We start from the raw sequence: 18,317 nt of genomic DNA on the forward strand, positions 1-18,317 counted from the left end.
ATGAACTTTTCATCTGGCCCCAAATTCAGCTGTTTGAGCCCTTACTCGTCGCCCATCAAACCGAAGGTAACAACGTTCGTCAGTGAACGGTTTTCACCCTCCAGCAGATCCACCTCAAAATCGCCGTCGGCATTGAATGCCTCACTTTCCGGGAAATTGGTACGGAGCATGGCGATTGCGTCCTGTGAACCTTTTTTCAGATCCAGGAAGCGAAAGGTTTCTGCCAGGATAATCAGAGCCTCTTCAGTAACCGTTGCGGTCGGATAATTCTCGATGATGTACCGCGCCCGGTTGTTGGCCGCCACATAGGCCTGGCGTTTGACGTAATAGCGGGCAGCGTAAAGTTCCAGCTCAGCCATGCGATTGCGCACTGCGATCATTCGCTGTCGGGCATCTGCGACGTACTGGCTTTCCGGGTAGCGGCTCAGCAGTTCCGAAAAATCCCGGAAAGACTGCAGCTGCTCGCCTGGATCCCGGGCCGCAACGTCGATCGGAAAGTAACGGGCAGCAAGGCCGATATCCAGGTTGTAGGAGGCGAGGCCACGCATATAGAGCGCATAATCCCCGTGGTCACTTTGCGGGTTCAGACGCAAAAAACGGTCGGCAGCTGCGCGGGAACCTTCCAGGTCCAGGTTCTGGTAGCGGGCATAAATCAGATCAAGCTGGGCCTGTTCGGCGTAGCGACCGAAGGGATAGTAGGTTTCCAGGGCATCCAGGTTCTCCTCTGCCTCGTTGAAATTCCCGGAGGTCATGGCCTGGCGTGCATTCTCATAGTAGGTCTTCTCCGGAAGTACTTCCTCCTGCTTGTTGGAGGCGCAGGCACTGACCAGAACAACCAGTGTGGAAAGTAACAGCAAACGAAGACCTGATCTCATTCCGGAATCCCGTATAATGTCGATTAATTCAAGGGCAGTCATTGTAGCGGGGAAGTGGCTCCATGTGCAGAGCAATGCCTCGCTGTTTCCAATAATCTGACCGAAACGTAACACACACAGGCCCTGGGGGCTTAATGTCATCTGAAAAACGAATCATCGCCAACTTTGTCGTGCCGCCGGAACTGAGTGATCGGCGCCTTGACCAGGCCGCGGCAGAACTGATGCCCGAACATTCCCGTTCCCGCCTGCAGTCCTGGATCAAAAGCGGCGCGTTGACGGTGAATGGTGAGACGCGAAAGCCTCGGGACAAAGTGATGCTGGATGATCGCCTGGCGCTGGATGCCGAGCCGGAAGCCCAGGTGAGCTGGCAGGCCGAGGAAATCTCCCTCGATATTGTCTATGAGGACGAGCACTTGCTGGTCATCAACAAGCCCGCGGGCCTAGTAGTGCACCCGGCGGCCGGCCATGCCGATGGAACCCTGGTCAATGCCCTGCTGAACTACGCACCGGAGGTCGAGAATCTGCCCAGGGCGGGTATCGTACACCGCCTCGACAAAGACACCTCGGGCATTATGGTCGTTGCCCGTAGCCTGATTGCGCACACGTCCCTGGTCGACCAGCTACAAACCCGAACCATGGGCCGCGAGTACGAGGCCGTCGTCGTTGGCACCCTCACCGGCGGCGCAACGGTTGATGCGCCCATCGGCCGGCATCCTCGGGAGCGCAAGAAAATGGCGGTCGTCGCCTCCGGCAAACCGGCGGTCACCCATTATCGTCTGGTGGAACGTTTTGCCGCCCACACTCACGTCCGCTGCAAACTGGAAAGCGGCCGAACCCATCAGATCCGGGTTCATATGGCCCATGTAAAACACCCGCTGGTCGGAGATCCGCTCTATGGAGGTCGGCTGAGACTGCCCAAGGGAACCACTGACGAGCTTAGAGAGGCCCTCTCGGCGTTCAACCGTCAGGCCCTCCACGCCCGGCAATTGACCCTGGAACACCCGGAAACCGGTGAAATCCTGACCTGGGAGGTTCCCTTGCCTGAGGATATGGTTGCGTTGATTGAAGCTCTGCGCAAACACGCCCGGGAGCTGGAAACCCGTGACTATTGAAAGTGACGCCCTGAAACCAGACTGGCCTGCGCCCGACAGAGTGCGGGCGATCAGCACAACCCGCGCCGGTGGAGTCAGCGGTCGACCCTGGAACAGTCTTAACCTCGGTGTTCACGTCGAAGACGCTCCAGATCACGTGCAAGAGAATCGGCGAAGACTCGCCGAGTCCTTGAAGCTGGATAGCGCCCGTATTGGTTGGCTCAACCAGGTACACGGTACCGCGGTCGTTGAGCTAACCCCGAACAACGTCGGACAAACGGCCGAGGCTGACGCCAGCTACACCCGTCATCCGGGCATCGCCTGCGCCATCCTCACCGCCGACTGCCTGCCCGTTATCCTTGCCGATCGCGAAGGAACGGTTGTTGGCGCCGCCCACTGTGGCTGGCGAAGCCTGTGTGGCGGTGTTATCGAGAATCTGGTGAGCGAGATGGCGGTTGCGCCCGAAACCCTGCAAGCCTGGCTCGGCCCGGCCATCGGTCCGACCAGCTTCGAGGTCGGCCCGGAAGTGCGTGACGCCTTCCTTGAGCATGATCCGAAAGCGGTCCAAGCCTTCAGAGCCGAAGGCGCTCGGCCGGGTCATTTCATGGCAGATATCTATGCCCTTGCCACTTTGCGGCTAAATCATCTCGGTGTTTCCAACGTGACTGGCGGTGGGCTTTGTACCGTTAAGGATTCAGATCGGTTTTTTTCTTACCGCAGGGATGGTCGAACCGGGCGTATGGCCACGCTGGTCTGGCTAACAAGTTAAATGTCCAGCTTGAATTGGCGGCGGCGAGGCGGTTACTGAAAAGTCCGGTGGCTGGTGCGAGGCTGCTTTCCAGAACTGTCTGCAGCATGGATGCTGCAGCCAAGCCTACATGGATGTATTCACGGCGTGTTCTGGAAAGCAGCCTCGCGCCAGCCTTGCACCCAGCACCAAACTCAAACCTGACGGCCGTCAATTTTCTGACGAATACATCGCAGCCCCGCTTGAAGTCGCTCTACTTGCCCCTACATTAACTGTCAAAGCAATCGAATATCCGCCACCCAAGGCACCATGGTATTCGCAGAAATTTGGGGAAAGTACACATGAGAATCGACAAGCTGACCAGCAAGCTGCAGACCGCCCTCGCGGACGCACAGTCCATCGCGGTCGGAAAAGATCACAACTTTATTGAGCCGGTGCACCTGATGCAGGCACTGCTTGATCAGGAAGGCAGCGCGATCAAGCCGCTGCTCAAGCAGGCCGGCGCAGAGCCCGGACGCATTCGCCAGGCGATCGCCCGGGAAATCGAAAACCTGCCCGAAGTGCAGGGATCGGCCGGCGACGTCTCCATGTCCAATGACATGGGCCGGCTGTTCAACATTGCCGACAAGCTCGCCCAGAAACGCAAAGACCAGTACATCTCCAGTGAGCTCATGTTGCTGGCCGCCCTGGAAGATCGGGGTACTTTGGGTCGCGTACTTCGGGAGCAGGGTGTTGATAAAGCTGCCCTGGAAAAAGCGATTGACGACGTTCGCGGCGGTGAAGCCGTCAACGACGCCAGCGCCGAAGAAAACCGTCAGGCTCTGTCCAAATACACCATCGACCTTACCGAGCGAGCCGAGGCCGGCAAGCTGGACCCGGTAATCGGCCGCGATGATGAAATTCGCCGTACCATTCAGGTATTGCAGCGCCGCCGGAAGAACAACCCGGTTCTCATCGGTGAGCCCGGCGTTGGTAAAACCGCCATCGTCGAAGGGCTGGCCCAGCGTATCGTCAACGGCGAGGTGCCCGATGGCCTCAAGGACAAGAAGGTTCTGTCACTCGATATGGGTGCCCTTATTGCCGGCGCCAAGTTCCGGGGTGAGTTTGAAGAACGCCTGAAAGCTGTTCTGAACGAACTGTCCAAACAGGAAGGTCAGATCATCCTGTTCATCGACGAGATTCACACCATGGTTGGTGCCGGCAAGGCCGAAGGCTCCATGGATGCCGGTAATATGCTCAAGCCGGCGCTCGCTCGTGGCGAGCTGCACTGCGTGGGCGCGACTACCCTGGACGAATACCGTGAAAACATCGAAAAAGACGCCGCTCTTGAGCGTCGCTTCCAGAAAGTACTGGTCAGCGAACCCAGTGAGGAAGATACCATCGCCATCCTGCGGGGCCTGAAAGAGCGTTATGAAGTTCACCACGGGGTTGAGGTGACAGATGGCGCCATTATCGCCGCCGCCAAACTGTCGCATCGTTACATTGCCGACCGTCAGCTGCCGGACAAGGCCATTGACCTGGTGGACGAGGCCGCTTCCCAGATCCGGATGGAAATGGATTCGAAGCCGGAGGCCCTGGATCGTCTCGAACGTCGTCTGATTCAGTTGAAAATCGAGCGTGAGGCGCTCAAGAAAGAGACCGATGCTGCCTCGAAAAAACGCCTGTCGGAACTGTCCGATGTGATCACCGGTGTCGAGCGTGAGTACGCCGATCTGGAAGAAGTCTGGAATACCGAAAAGGCGGCATTGCACGGGTCCCAGAAGATCAAGAGCCGGTTGGAACAGGCCCGCATTGATCTGGAGAATGCCCGTCGTGCCGGTGACCTCGGCAAGATGTCCGAGCTCCAGTACGGGCAGATTCCTGAGCTTGAGCGCCAGCTGGATATGGCCAGCCAGGCAGAAATGATGGAAATGAAGCTGCTTCGCAACCGGGTAACCGACGAGGAAATCGCCGAGATTGTCTCCAAGTGGACCGGCATCCCGGTGTCCAAGATGCTCGAAGGTGAGCGCGATAAGCTCATGCGCATGGAAGAGGCGCTTCATGGTCGGGTTATCGGCCAGGATGAGGCGGTTGAAGCTGTTTCTAACGCGGTGCGTCGTTCCCGGGCCGGATTGTCCGACCCCAATCGTCCAAACGGTTCGTTCCTGTTTCTCGGCCCGACGGGTGTGGGTAAAACCGAGCTGTGCAAGGCCCTGGCGTCCTTCCTGTTTGATACCGAGGAAGCCATGGTGCGCATCGATATGTCCGAGTTCATGGAGAAGCATTCCGTGGCCCGCCTGATTGGTGCGCCTCCGGGCTATGTCGGCTACGAGGAAGGTGGCTACCTGACCGAAGCGGTTCGCCGCCGGCCGTATTCCGTCTTGTTGCTGGATGAGGTGGAAAAAGCCCATCCGGATGTGTTCAACATACTTTTGCAGGTACTTGAGGATGGTCGCCTGACTGACGGGCAGGGCAGGACCGTCGACTTCCGGAACACGGTCATTGTCATGACCTCAAACCTCGGCTCGGACATCATCCAGCAGAAAGCCGGCGAGGAGAGCTACGAGGTCATGAAGAATGCCGTCATGGAAGTCGTCGGCACTCATTTCCGCCCCGAGTTCATCAACCGCGTGGATGAAGTGGTGGTGTTCCACCCGCTGGCGGAGAGTCAAATCCAGGGCATTGCCCGGATTCAGATCGAGTCTCTGAGCAAGCGCCTGAAAGAGCAGGATATGAAGCTGGAGCTGGATGATGCTGCCATGGAGTTGTTGGCGGAAGTGGGCTATGACCCGGTCTACGGTGCCCGGCCGCTGAAGCGGGCCATCCAGCGGATGATCGAGAACCCGCTGGCCCAGAGGCTGCTAAAGGGAGAGTTTGTGTCGGGTGATGTCATTCGTGGCACAGTGAAGGACCACCACCTGGATTTCACCAAAGCCTGACCCGAGAGTCGGAGCTGAAGTCGGGGTCAGATGAAAGCTTTCATCTGACCCCATTTTTACATGTTCACATCGGTTCGCAATTATCTTCCGCCATTCGCTCAAGTTCTGCCCGTTTCTCGGCAAGCTCTTCCGGAGTCAGATAGCGCAGTTCGCCGTTTTCCTCAATCCGGATGCGGGCGTGGTTGGCAATTACCTCCAAGTTGGACCGGGCTGTCGCGCAATTTGCGTCGCGCTGTTTCCGGCGGGCCTCCTCAACGGCGGTCTCCTGGCGCTGCCTTGCCTCATCTTCCTGGTGTTCCTGCATATTCTGCAGACGCTCCTGGGGGCTCTGCCGGTTGCCAGAAGCATCGGTAGAAGTGCCGGAACGCACATTGACCCGCTCGGCCTTCGAGCCCGTGGGTTGTCGGTCGCCAAAGTGGGTAACTCCGTTTTCATCGGTCCATTTATAGACAGAGGCGCTCGTGGCGACACCTGGTACAACGGCCAGCAATAAGGTCAGCGTCAGGATTTTTCTGTTCATGGCTCAACTCGCGTATGTTCACTGCTCCCGGGCAGGCAGACAACCTGGATAGACCGGGCCCGTTTTTTTAATTTCAATGTTGCCTATCATGCCATCGCTATTGCGGATTTTCTTCTGTCTGGTTCAAATCTTTGTATCGGATTTGTTCCAAGTATGGCAGACCTTCGGCCAGTATAGGCACAGAAACCTGCAGCGGCTATTGACAGGGAGTTTCGCGCTGTCAGAATTACCGATTGCCTGAAGACTGGGGTCAATACGGCAGGCAATCCCGAGCGAGTATCCCCCATCAATTACCACACTGAACGCGCCGCGTATCCGTCGCGGGATGGTTGTTGCTTACGTGCAACCCGTTGATTGGCCGTTCTCCGCAACCCTCAGGAGGGCGGCTGGCCAGGAGACAACCTCTTAACAAGGTGTGGAGGAGCAGCCGGTTCCGCTTTCAAAAGAAGCATGGACACCGTGAATCCAGGCAACCGGGAGCCTTCCCGGCTCATTCACTCGTAGAAGAGGGTAGAAAATCGTGGAGTTATTGTCTGGCGCCGATATGCTGATCCGGTCCCTTCAAGATGAAGGTATCGAATACATATACGGCTATCCGGGTGGTGCAGCCCTTCATATTTATGATGCGCTGTTCAGGCAGGACAAAGTCAAGCACATTCTGGTAAGGCACGAGCAGGCGGCGGTCCACATGGCCGACGGTTATGCCCGTGCGACCGGAAAACCAGGTACCGTACTGGTGACCTCGGGTCCTGGAGCCACCAACACCATCACTGGCATTGCCACCGCATTCATGGATTCCATCCCCATGGTGGTTCTGTGCGGCCAGGTTGCGTCCACCCTCATCGGCGAGGACGCGTTCCAGGAAACCGATATGATGGGTGTCTCCCGTCCGGTGGTTAAGCACAATCTCAGTGTCCGTCATCCCGAGGAAATCCCGGAGATTATCCGTAAGGCGTATTATATTGCCGCGACCGGTCGCCCCGGTCCTGTGGTCGTGGATATTCCCAAGGATATGACCACGCCGAACGAGCGTTACGAGTACGCCTATCCCAAGAAGGTCAAACTGCGCTCTTACAACCCCGCTATTCGCGGCCATGCCGGTCAGATCAAGAAAGCGGTCGACATGATGCTGGCGGCGAAGCGCCCAATTATCTACGCAGGTGGTGGGGTTGTTCTGGGCAAGGCATCGGATCAGCTGACCGAGCTGGTAAGGCTGCTGGGCTATCCGATCACCAATACCCTGATGGGCATTGGCTGTTACCCGGCCAGCGATAAACAGCACCTCGGCTGGCTTGGCATGCACGGCACCTACGAAGCCAACATGGCCATGCACCACTCGGATCTCATTCTCTGCGTGGGAGCCCGGTTTGACGATCGGGTGACCAACGCGACCGAGAAGTTCTGTCCGGGCGCGCGCATCATCCATATCGACATCGACCCGGCCTCGATTTCCAAAACGGTGGATGCCGATGTGCCCATCGTTGGCCCGGTTGACGCTGTGCTCAAGGAAATGCTGTCGCTGGTGAAGGAAGCCAAGGAAAAGCCGGACGCGGACGCAATCGCTTCCTGGTGGAAGCAGATCGACGAGTGGCGGGCATTCCATGGCATGCGCTATGAGACCAGCCCGGATGTGATCAAGCCCCAGGAAGTCATTGAAATGCTTTGTCGCTTGACCAACGGCGAAGCCTTCGTGACTTCCGATGTGGGTCAGCACCAGATGTTCGCGGCCCAGTACTACAAGTTCGATAAGCCCAACCGCTGGATCAATTCCGGTGGTCTCGGCACCATGGGCTTCGGCCTGCCGGCGGCCATGGGGGTAAAACTGACCCATCCGGACGACGAAGTGCTGTGCATTACCGGTGAGGGCAGTATCCAGATGAACATCCAGGAGCTGTCGACCTGCAAGCAGTACAACCTGCCGGTTAAGATCATTAACCTGAATAACCAGGCTCTGGGTATGGTCAAGCAATGGCAGGACATGAACTATGAGTCCCGCCATGCCGAGTCCTACATGGAATCCCTGCCCGACTTCATCAAGCTGGCGGAAGCCTACGGCCACAAGGGTGTCCGGATTGAGAAGAAGGAGGATCTGGAGACCAAGCTGAAAGAAGTGCTGGCCATGAAAGACGAGCTGGTATTCGTGGATATCTACGTGGATCGCTTTGAGCACGTGTATCCGATGCAGGTTGCCCGGGGTTCCATGAAAGATATGTGGCTCAGCAAGACGGAGAGGGTCTGATCATGCGTCGAATCATTTCTGTTTTGCTTGAAAACGAGCCTGGCGCCCTGTCACGGGTTGTGGGTCTGTTTTCCCAGCGTAACTACAACATCGAAACACTCACTGTGGCGCCAACCGAGGACGAGACCTTGTCCCGTCTGACGGTGACCACCACGGGGTCGGACAAGGTGATCGAGCAGATCACCAAGCAACTGAACAAGCTGATTGAAGTCGTCAAGCTGGTGGATCTCACCGAAGGTGCCCATATCGAGCGTGAGCTGATGCTGGTCAAGCTGAAAGCCACCGGTTCCCAGCGTGCCGAGATCAAGCGTACGGTGGACATTTTCCGCGGCCAGATCGTGGATGTGACCAGCTCCGTCTACACGGTTCAGTTGGCCGGGGACAGCGAGAAGCTGGACGGCTTTATTCAGGCCGTTGGCACGTCGGGTGTGCTGGAAGTGGTGCGCAGCGGTGTATCCGGTATTGCCCGGGGCGAGAAGGTGCTTAGCCTTTAACGATTTCAAACAGGGTTTGAACATTATGGCCCTCTGGGGTCATCACAAATAACAGAGGTTTCTCATGCAGGTTTATTACGATAAGGATTGCGATCTTTCCATCATCCAGGGCAAGAAAGTTGCCATCATCGGTTTCGGCTCCCAGGGCCACGCTCACGCGTGCAACCTGAAAGAGTCCGGCGTTGACGTGACCGTGGGTCTGCGCCCGGGTTCTTCTTCCATTGCCAAGGCAGAAGCCTATGGCCTGAAGACCAGCGACGTGCCCTCTGCCGTTGCTGCCGCTGACGTGGTCATGGTTCTGACTCCGGACGAGTACCAGGCTCAGCTGTACAAGGCGGAAATCGAGCCGAATCTGCAGCAGGGCGCCACTCTGGCATTCGCGCACGGTTTTGCCATCCACTACAATCAGATCGTTCCGCGCAAGGATCTGGATGTCATCATGATTGCTCCCAAGGCTCCGGGCCACACAGTGCGCACCGAGTTCGCTAACGGCGGTGGTATTCCTGACCTGATCGCCATCTTCCAGGACTCCTCCGGCAACGCCAAGAACCTGGCGCTGTCCTACGCCAGCGGTATCGGTGGCGGTCGTACCGGCATCATTGAAACCACGTTCAAGGATGAGACCGAAACCGATCTGTTTGGTGAGCAGGCCGTTCTTTGCGGTGGTACTGTGGAGCTGGTTAAAGCCGCGTTCGAAACGCTGGTGGAAGGCGGTTACGAGCCGGAAATGGCTTACTTCGAGTGTCTGCACGAGCTGAAGCTGATCGTCGACCTGATGTACGAAGGCGGTATCGCCAACATGAACTACTCCATCTCCAACAACGCGGAGTATGGCGAGTATGTGACTGGCCCGGAAATCATCAACGAGCAGTCCCGCGAAGCGATGCGCAACGCGCTGAAGCGTATCCAGAGCGGCGAGTACGCCAAGATGTTCATTTCTGAAGGCGCTCTGAACTACCCGTCCATGACGGCGCGTCGTCGCCAGAACGCTGCTCACGAAATCGAAGTGGTTGGTGAGAAGCTGCGCGGTATGATGCCGTGGATCTCCGCGAACAAGATCGTGGATAAGGACAAAAACTAAGCGGAATTCCGCCTGGTTTTGAAAAACGCGGCCCGGGTGGCCGCGTTTTTCGTATATACTCCGCCCAAACGCTTTCCGGAGTAATGGGAATGACTGAAGAAAGAAAAGCCGCCGACGGCAAGCAGAACCCGGACTTTGAGGTAGAGGCCGGGGAAGTGGTTGAAGAAGAGCTGGTGGAAGGTGCGCCGGTCCGCCGCAAAGGTATTTACCTGCTCCCCAATGCGCTTACAACGGCTTCGCTGTTTTCGGGTTTCTACGCCATAGTCTCTGCCGCAAACGGCGTGTTTGATAATGCCGCGATTGCCATTTTTGTATCCATGATCCTGGATGGTCTTGATGGCCGTGTTGCCCGGATGACCAATACCCAGAGCAAATTCGGTGAAGAATACGACAGCCTGGCCGACATGGTGGCCTTTGGCGTGGCCCCGGGACTTGTCGCTTTTTTCTGGTCGCTGAACGCCTTCGATAAGGTCGGTTGGGCCGTTACGTTCATATACGTGGCTGGCGCTGCGCTTCGTCTGGCGCGTTTCAACACCCAGATCGGTTCGGTCGACAAGAAGTTCTTTGTTGGTTTGCCCAGCCCGGCTGCCGCAGCGTGCGTTGCCGGCCTGGTCTGGTGCTTCCATCTCTTTGAACCCGCTGCCTGGCTCACGTTGCTGACAATGGTGGTGGTTGCAGGTACGGGCGTGCTGATGGTCAGCAACATCCTCTATCGCAGTTTCAAGGATCTGGATCTGCGTGGTCGGGTGCCTTTTGCTGCTATTCTGCTTGTGGTTCTGGTGTTTGTAGTGATCGCGCTGGATCCGGCTACCGTACTCTTTACCGGATTTCTGATATACGCGTTGTCCGGCCCTGTTCGTGCGCTGTTCCGTGGCAAGCCCCGGAAAGCTTCAGGGGCCGCTGACTGAGCTCTCGCTTCCCGGGCTTCCTCATCGAGGTCCGGGAATTTTAACCACAGTCTCCGGTCAACGCCCTAGCTGGCTGACGCCCTGACGGAGACTTTCCATGTTCATTAAGAAGCGCCCATCCTGGGCTTTGCCTCATTCTGAAGTTACCCCCGAATCTGTCTACCTCAACCGACGGCAATTCATGTCCGGCACTGTGGCCGTTGCCGCTGGCCTTTCAATGCCGGGTCTATTATCCGCTGCAGAGCTTCCGGTCCCTGGGGAAGCGCTGGACTACGTTGCAATGCCCGGTTTCTCAACCGATGAGAAAAAGACGCCTTTCGAGGATGTCACTCGCTATAACAACTTTTATGAATTTGGCACCGGCAAAGGGGATCCTGCCAGGTACGCCGATGAAATGAGCGTTGATCCCTGGTCCGTCGTGGTTGAGGGGGAGTGCGGGCGGCCCGGTGAGTATGCTCTGGAGGACCTGCTCAAGCCCCATGAATATCAGGAAAGGGTGTACCGACTTCGTTGTGTCGAGGCCTGGTCGATGGTGATCCCCTGGATCGGGATTCCACTGGCCGACATCATTAAACGGCTTGAACCCAACTCCCGCGCAAAGTACGTCTATTTCGAGACCCTGTATGATCCGGATCAGATGCGAGGGCAGCGCTCATTGTTCAGCACCATCGACTGGCCTTACCAGGAGGGGTTGAGAATGGATGAGGCCATGAACGAGTTAAGCTTCCTCGCGGTCGGGCTGTATGGCAAAACCATGCCCAACCAGAATGGCGCGCCTATCCGGCTGGTCGTGCCCTGGAAGTACGGTTTCAAGAGCATCAAGTCGATCGTCAAGATTCGCTTTCAGGAGGAGCGCCCCAAGACTACCTGGGAAATGCTTGCGCCCCAGGAGTATGGCTTCTATGCCAACGTGAACCCTGAAGTTGACCATCCGAGGTGGAGCCAGAAGCGGGAGCGCAGGCTGCCCTCTGGCTTGCTCTCTCCCAACTACATGGAAACCGTCAAGTTCAATGGTTATGGAGAACAGGTTGCCGATCTGTACAAGGGCATGGATTTGAGCAAGTTCTATTGATGAATGAGAAGCGTGTGCTGAACCAACCGGGGTTTGTGCTGGCGTTTCGCCTGCTGGTAGCGCTGCTCGCCAGCGTTCCCCTGTTGGTGCTGATTGCCAGCATTGCCAGCCAGTCCCTCGGCCCGGATCCCGGGCAAGAAGTAACAGAGTCGCTGGGCATCGCGGCATTTCAGTTATTGATTGCTACCTTATGCATGACACCGCTCAAGCGTTGGACAGGGTGGGGAGCGTGGATCCGGGTTCGCCGGATGCTTGGTCTGTTTGCGTTCTTTTATGCGGTGTTGCATGTATTGGCGTTTCTGCAGTTTATTCTTGGCTGGAGCGATCTATGGGCCACGTTCACCAAGCGGCCATATATCCTGGCGGGGGCGGTGTCTTTCCTTATGCTTGTGCCACTGGCGTTAACCTCAACAAAGGGGATGATGAGGCGGATGGGCCGGCAATGGAAAGCCTTGCATAAGCTGGTGTACCCGATTGCGATAGCGGCATGGGTTCATTTCATCTGGCAGTCCCGCAGTGACGTTGGAGAAATGGTGGTGTACGGCCTGATAATCGCAGTTCTGCTGGCGCTTCGTTGGAAATGGAGCGGGAGTCGCGCGCTGATTCCGTTTGTCAGAGGCTGATTTTGAGTAAAAAGAATACGATCTGATCACTGACTGATCAGGCGGATACGTGGAAACCGATACCGCTATAAATTAATTCAAAAACCTCGTTGACAGTTTTCCTGACGCCTGTAGAATGCGCACCACTTCTGAGGGACAAGCCACTCACAGCGGTTTTCCGAGCAGAAGTAACCGTTTGAAAGTACTGAAGAAAATGAGTTTTAAAATTCTTCGGATTAACGGTTGACAAGGCGGCGTTACGATGTAGAATACGCGGCCTTGATTGAGCAACAGCTCAAACGCTCTTTAAAAAGTTGACCAAGTAATTCGTGTGGGCGCTGGCCGAGGTATTTCGGATATGAAATATCAGGACAGTGACTCGTCGAAATTGAGTTTTGTCTTGAGCAAGAATAGAGAATCTTCGGATTCTTGTATGATTTAAACTGAAGAGTTTGATCATGGCTCAGATTGAACGCTGGCGGCAGGCTTAACACATGCAAGTCGAGCGGTAACAGGGGGTGCTTGCACCCCGCTGACGAGCGGCGGACGGGTGAGTAATGCATAGGAAACTGCCCAGTAGTGGGGGATAGCCCGGGGAAACCCGGATTAATACCGCGTACGCCCTTCGGGGGAAAGCAGGGGATCTTCGGACCTTGCGCTATTGGATGTGCCTATGTCGGATTAGCTAGTTGGTGGGGTAAAGGCCTACCAAGGCGACGATCCGTAGCTGGTCTGAGAGGATGATCAGCCACATCGGGACTGAGACACGGCCCGAACTCCTACGGGAGGCAGCAGTGGGGAATATTGGACAATGGGGGCAACCCTGATCCAGCCATGCCGCGTGTGTGAAGAAGGCTTTCGGGTTGTAAAGCACTTTCAGTGAGGAGGAAAACTCTGCGACTAATACTCGTAGGGCTTGACGTTACTCACAGAAGAAGCACCGGCTAACTCCGTGCCAGCAGCCGCGGTAATACGGAGGGTGCAAGCGTTAATCGGAATTACTGGGCGTAAAGCGCGCGTAGGTGGTTTGGTAAGCGAGATGTGAAAGCCCCGGGCTTAACCTGGGAACGGCATTTCGAACTGTCAGGCTAGAGTATGGTAGAGGGTAGTGGAATTTCCTGTGTAGCGGTGAAATGCGTAGATATAGGAAGGAACACCAGTGGCGAAGGCGGCTACCTGGACCAATACTGACACTGAGGTGCGAAAGCGTGGGGAGCAAACAGGATTAGATACCCTGGTAGTCCACGCCGTAAACGATGTCTACTAGCCGTTGGGACTCTTGAAGTCTTAGTGGCGCAGCTAACGCACTAAGTAGACCGCCTGGGGAGTACGGCCGCAAGGTTAAAACTCAAATGAATTGACGGGGGCCCGCACAAGCGGTGGAGCATGTGGTTTAATTCGACGCAACGCGAAGAACCTTACCTGGCCTTGACATGCAGAGAACTTTCCAGAGATGGATTGGTGCCTTCGGGAACTCTGACACAGGTGCTGCATGGCCGTCGTCAGCTCGTGTCGTGAGATGTTGGGTTAAGTCCCGTAACGAGCGCAACCCCTATCCCTAGTTGCTAGCAGTTCGGCTGAGAACTCTAGGGAGACTGCCGGTGACAAACCGGAGGAAGGTGGGGATGACGTCAGGTCATCATGGCCCTTACGGCCAGGGCTACACACGTGCTACAATGGTGCGCACAGAGGGCTGCAAACCCGCGAGGGGGAGCCAATCTCACAAAACGCATCGTAGTCCGGATCGCAGTCTGCAACTCGACTGCGTGAAGTCGGAATCGCTAGTAATCGTGAATCAGAATGTCACGGTGAATACGTTCCCGGGCCTTGTACACACCGCCCGTCACACCATGGGAGTGGATTGCACCAGAAGTGGTTAGTCTAACCTTCGGGAGGACGATCACCACGGTGTGGTTCATGACTGGGGTGAAGTCGTAACAAGGTAGCCGTAGGGGAACCTGCGGCTGGATCACCTCCTTAAACGAAGCCGAACGCTTCGGTCAGAGTCCACACGAATTACTTGGTTAGCTGAATAAAGAGAGCAGATGGGTCGTTGCAGGCCCGTGTTTTTGGGTCTGTAGCTCAGGTGGTTAGAGCGCACCCCTGATAAGGGTGAGGTCGGTGGTTCAAGTCCACCCAGACCCACCAGAATTTCACTGCTCGTCGTTGTCGAAGTACTTGCATAGCAGGCTATGCGGCGCACTTCGACGCCTAGATCAGCAAAATCCTGGTCTATCGACGATAGCAGAGCGCAGGACAGATTTCGTTAATCTAGGCGCAGCTTGAATGAGTAAAGGAGTGACCCTCGATGGGTCATGACTGAAACGAATGAATGCTGCAACGACGAGTAACGGAAGCTGGACAAGTTCTGGGGCTATAGCTCAGCTGGGAGAGCGCCTGCCTTGCACGCAGGAGGTCGGCGGTTCGATCCCGCCTGGCTCCACCAAAAGCCTGAACGATCGATGCTTACATAACTGACTAACTCCGGTTAGCAGTGTGCAGAAACAAGTGTTTCAACTTGATGAAAAAGTTCGAAGCCCTTCTTTCTGATCACTGGGTCAGATTTGCTCTTTAACAAATTGGACGAGATAGAACACGATTGATGGATTCCATTATCTCCGGAATTCATTGATCAGAGTGATAACGATTTCAAGCGTTATCCGGTGTTGTCGTTGAAGTGGTTGTTCTATTGCTTCAAGTGGCTGTCTCGAAGAAACCTCTGAATCAGGCTTGCCTGGTGATGGGTGTGGATTCGTGATCAGTTGTCTTGGGGTTATATAGTCAAGCAACTAAGCGCATACGGTGGATGCCTTGGCAGTCAGAGGCGATGAAAGACGTGGAAGCCTGCGATAAGGTTCGGGGAGCTGGCAAACAAGCTGTGATCCGGGCATTTCTGAATGGGGAAACCCACCGACTTTCGGGTCGGTATCTTGCACTGAATACATAGGTGTAAGAGGCGAACCGGGGGAACTGAAACATCTAAGTACCCCGAGGAAAAGAAATCAACCGAGATTCCCTAAGTAGCGGCGAGCGAACGGGGATTAGCCCTTAAGCTAGACAACTGGTAGGAGAAGGCTCTGGAAAGTGCCGCCATAGTGGGTGATAGCCCCGTATCCGAAACCTGAGTCTGGTGAAATCGAGTAGGACGGGACACGTGATATCCTGTCTGAACATGGGGGGACCATCCTCCAAGGCTAAATACTCCTGACTGACCGATAGTGAACCAGTACCGTGAGGGAAAGGCGAAAAGAACCCCTGTGAGGGGAGTGAAATAGATCCTGAAACCGTATGCGTACAAGCAGTCGGAGCGGACTTGTTCCGTGACGGCGTACCTTTTGTATAATGGGTCAGCGACTTATGTTCAGTGGCGAGGTTAACCGTTTAGGGGAGCCGTAGGGAAACCGAGTCTGAATAGGGCGATTTAGTCGCTGGGCATAGACCCGAAACCGGGCGATCTATCCATGAGCAGGTTGAAGGTGCCGTAACAGGCACTGGAGGACCGAACCCACTGTCGTTGAAAAGCCAGGGGATGACTTGTGGATCGGAGTGAAAGGCTAATCAAGCCCGGAGATAGCTGGTTCTCCCCGAAAGCTATTTAGGTAGCGCCTCGGACGAATACCACAGGGGGTAGAGCACTGTTTCGGCTAGGGGGTCATCCCGACTTACCAACCCGATGCAAACTCCGAATACCTGTGAGTACTATCCGGGAGACACACGGCGGGTGCTAACGTCCGTCGTGAAGAGGGAAACAACCCAGACCGCCAGCTAAGGTCCCCAAGTACCAGTTAAGTGGGAAACGATGTGGGAAGGCTCAGACAGCTAGGAGGTTGGCTTAGAAGCAGCCATCCTTTAAAGAAAGCGTAATAGCTCACTAGTCGAGTCGGCCTGCGCGGAAGATGTAACGGGGCTCAAACTGGTCACCGAAGCTGCGGCTGCATACTTTGTATGCGGGGTAGGGGAGCGTTCTGTAAGCCTGCGAAGGTGTGTTGAGAAGCATGCTGGAGGTATCAGAAGTGCGAATGCTGACATGAGTAACGACAATGCGGGTGAAAAACCCGCACGCCGGAAGACCAAGGGTTCCTGCGCAACGCTAATCGGCGCAGGGTGAGTCGGCCCCTAAGGCGAGACCGAAAGGTGTAGTCGATGGGAAACGGGTTAATATTCCCGTACCTTGGATAGCTGCGATGGAGAGACGGAGAAGGCTAGGTGAGCCGGGCGACGGTTGTCCCGGTTTAAGCGAGTAGGGAGTGGACTTAGGCAAATCCGGGTCCACAATCTCGAGACGCGACGACGACTGCTCTTAGAGCGGGAAGTCATTGATGCCCTGCTTCCAGGAAAATCTTCTAAGCTTCAGGCTATTCGAGACCGTACCCCAAACCGACACAGGTGGTCAGGTAGAGAATACCAAGGCGCTTGAGAGAACTCGGGTAAAGGAACTAGGCAAAATGGTGCCGTAACTTCGGGAGAAGGCACGCTGGTGGTAAGTGAAATCCCTGCGGGTGGAGCTGAAGCCAGTCGAAGATACCAGGCCCCTGCGACTGTTTATTAAAAACACAGCACTGTGCAAACACGAAAGTGGACGTATACGGTGTGACGCCTGCCCGGTGCCGGAAGGTTAATTGATGGGGTTAGCGCTTGCGCGAAGCTCTTGATCGAAGCCCCGGTAAACGGCGGCCGTAACTATAACGGTCCTAAGGTAGCGAAATTCCTTGTCGGGTAAGTTCCGACCTGCACGAATGGCGTAACGATGGGGGCGCTGTCTCTACCCGAGACTCAGTGAAATTGAAATCGCCGTGAAGATGCGGTGTATCCGCGGCTAGACGGAAAGACCCCGTGAACCTTTACTATAGCTTCACAGTGAACTTTGAGCATGTTTGTGTAGGATAGCTGGGAGGCTTTGAAGTGGGAACGCCAGTTCTCATGGAGCCAACCTTGAAATACCAGCCTGACATGTTTGAGGTTCTAACTTGGTCCCCTTATCGGGGATGAGGACACTGTGTGGTGGGTAGTTTGACTGGGGCGGTCTCCTCCCAAAGCGTAACGGAGGAGCACAAAGGTGGGCTAAGCATGGTCGGACATCATGCGGTTAGTGTAATGGCACAAGCCCGCTTAACTGCGAGACAGACACGTCGAGCAGGTACGAAAGTAGGTCATAGTGATCCGGTGGTTCTGTATGGAAGGGCCATCGCTCAACGGATAAAAGGTACTCCGGGGATAACAGGCTGATACCGCCCAAGAGTTCACATCGACGGCGGTGTTTGGCACCTCGATGTCGGCTCATCACATCCTGGGGCTGAAGCCGGTCCCAAGGGTATGGCTGTTCGCCATTTAAAGTGGTACGCGAGCTGGGTTTAGAACGTCGTGAGACAGTTCGGTCCCTATCTGCCGTGGACGTTGGAGATTTGAGGAAAGCTGCTCCTAGTACGAGAGGACCGGAGTGGACGAACCTCTGGTGTTCGGGTTGTGACGCCAGTCGCATTGCCCGGTAGCTATGTTCGGACAGGATAACCGCTGAAAGCATCTAAGCGGGAAGCCCCTTCCAAGATGAGATCTCCCTGGACCCTCGAGGTCCCTGAAGAGCCGTTCAAGACCAGGACGTTGATAGGTCGGGTGTGTAAGCGCTGCGAGGCGTTGAGCTAACCGATACTAATTGCTCGTGCGGCTTGACTATATAACACCCAAGACAATTGCGGATAACGCAGAGCCTAACCGCTCAAACGAAATCAACATCACTCAGTTCCTTCTCGTCCCCCAGTGATCAACCGTTTT

At 55.7% G+C, this 18,317-nt stretch carries 11 protein-coding genes, 2 tRNA genes and 2 rRNA genes; 13 read left to right on the forward strand and 2 right to left on the reverse strand.

Going from position 1 to position 18,317, the window contains the following annotated elements:
• Positions 1-41: 41 nt before the first annotated feature.
• Positions 42-875 carry an outer membrane protein assembly factor BamD gene (locus ACGK9W_RS21290; RefSeq protein ID WP_008170703.1) on the reverse strand — a complete coding sequence of 278 codons (834 nt, stop codon included), beginning with the start codon at positions 873-875 and terminating at the stop codon, positions 42-44.
• A gap of 134 nt (positions 876-1,009) precedes the next feature.
• Between ACGK9W_RS21290 and rluD the strand changes: the two genes are divergently transcribed.
• The 3 genes from rluD (at position 1,010) to clpB (ending at position 5,632) form a co-directional block, all read left to right on the forward strand.
• Positions 1,010-1,987, forward strand: a complete 978-nt coding sequence (gene rluD / locus ACGK9W_RS21295; RefSeq protein ID WP_008170702.1) for a 23S rRNA pseudouridine(1911/1915/1917) synthase RluD — start codon at positions 1,010-1,012, stop codon at positions 1,985-1,987.
• Positions 1,977-2,735, forward strand: a complete 759-nt coding sequence (gene pgeF / locus ACGK9W_RS21300; RefSeq protein ID WP_288367453.1) for a peptidoglycan editing factor PgeF — start codon at positions 1,977-1,979, stop codon at positions 2,733-2,735. Before rluD ends, pgeF begins: the two co-directional genes overlap by 11 nt.
• A 320-nt stretch (positions 2,736-3,055) precedes the next feature.
• Positions 3,056-5,632, forward strand: a complete 2,577-nt coding sequence (clpB, locus tag ACGK9W_RS21305; RefSeq protein ID WP_008170699.1) for an ATP-dependent chaperone ClpB — start codon at positions 3,056-3,058, stop codon at positions 5,630-5,632.
• 64 nt (positions 5,633-5,696) lie between these two features.
• On the opposite strand, the gene ACGK9W_RS21310 is transcribed toward clpB, so the two are convergent.
• The gene (locus tag ACGK9W_RS21310; protein WP_008170697.1) at positions 5,697-6,152 is read right to left on the reverse strand and encodes a DUF4124 domain-containing protein; all 456 of its coding nucleotides are present in this window, start codon (positions 6,150-6,152) and stop codon (positions 5,697-5,699) included.
• Between the two features lie 520 nt (positions 6,153-6,672).
• Here ACGK9W_RS21310 and ACGK9W_RS21315 point away from each other — a divergent pair.
• The 10 genes from ACGK9W_RS21315 (at position 6,673) to ACGK9W_RS21360 (ending at position 18,219) form a co-directional block, all read left to right on the forward strand.
• Positions 6,673-8,391, forward strand: coding sequence for an acetolactate synthase 3 large subunit (locus ACGK9W_RS21315; protein WP_008170695.1), 1,719 nt, complete (start codon positions 6,673-6,675; stop codon positions 8,389-8,391).
• Positions 8,392-8,393: 2 nt separating this feature from the next.
• A complete protein-coding gene (gene ilvN / locus ACGK9W_RS21320; protein ID WP_008170692.1) occupies positions 8,394-8,885 on the forward strand; it encodes an acetolactate synthase small subunit in 492 nt (163 codons plus the stop codon).
• 64 nt (positions 8,886-8,949) lie between these two features.
• A complete protein-coding gene (ilvC, locus tag ACGK9W_RS21325; RefSeq protein ID WP_008170689.1) occupies positions 8,950-9,966 on the forward strand; it encodes a ketol-acid reductoisomerase in 1,017 nt (338 codons plus the stop codon).
• Between the two features lie 89 nt (positions 9,967-10,055).
• Positions 10,056-10,874, forward strand: coding sequence for a CDP-diacylglycerol--serine O-phosphatidyltransferase (gene pssA / locus ACGK9W_RS21330; RefSeq protein WP_008170687.1), 819 nt, complete (start codon positions 10,056-10,058; stop codon positions 10,872-10,874).
• 97 nt (positions 10,875-10,971) lie between these two features.
• Positions 10,972-11,946 carry a protein-methionine-sulfoxide reductase catalytic subunit MsrP gene (gene msrP, locus ACGK9W_RS21335; RefSeq protein ID WP_008170685.1) on the forward strand — a complete coding sequence of 325 codons (975 nt, stop codon included), beginning with the start codon at positions 10,972-10,974 and terminating at the stop codon, positions 11,944-11,946.
• The gene (locus ACGK9W_RS21340) at positions 11,946-12,569 is read left to right on the forward strand and encodes a sulfite oxidase heme-binding subunit YedZ (RefSeq protein WP_008170683.1); all 624 of its coding nucleotides are present in this window, start codon (positions 11,946-11,948) and stop codon (positions 12,567-12,569) included. Before msrP ends, ACGK9W_RS21340 begins: the two co-directional genes overlap by 1 nt.
• Before the next feature lie 419 nt (positions 12,570-12,988).
• Positions 12,989-14,528 (forward strand): 16S ribosomal RNA (locus ACGK9W_RS21345).
• 91 nt (positions 14,529-14,619) lie between these two features.
• Positions 14,620-14,696: transfer RNA gene (locus ACGK9W_RS21350), tRNA-Ile, on the forward strand.
• A gap of 222 nt (positions 14,697-14,918) precedes the next feature.
• Positions 14,919-14,994, forward strand: a tRNA-Ala gene (locus ACGK9W_RS21355).
• A 333-nt stretch (positions 14,995-15,327) separates the two neighbouring features.
• Positions 15,328-18,219, forward strand: a 23S ribosomal RNA gene (locus tag ACGK9W_RS21360).
• The 16S and 23S rRNA genes sit together here with 2 tRNA genes alongside, the layout of an rRNA operon.
• Positions 18,220-18,317: the final 98 nt, after the last annotated feature.

The organism is Marinobacter flavimaris (assembly GCF_045057155.1).
Lineage (GTDB): Bacteria > Pseudomonadota > Gammaproteobacteria > Pseudomonadales > Oleiphilaceae > Marinobacter > Marinobacter manganoxydans.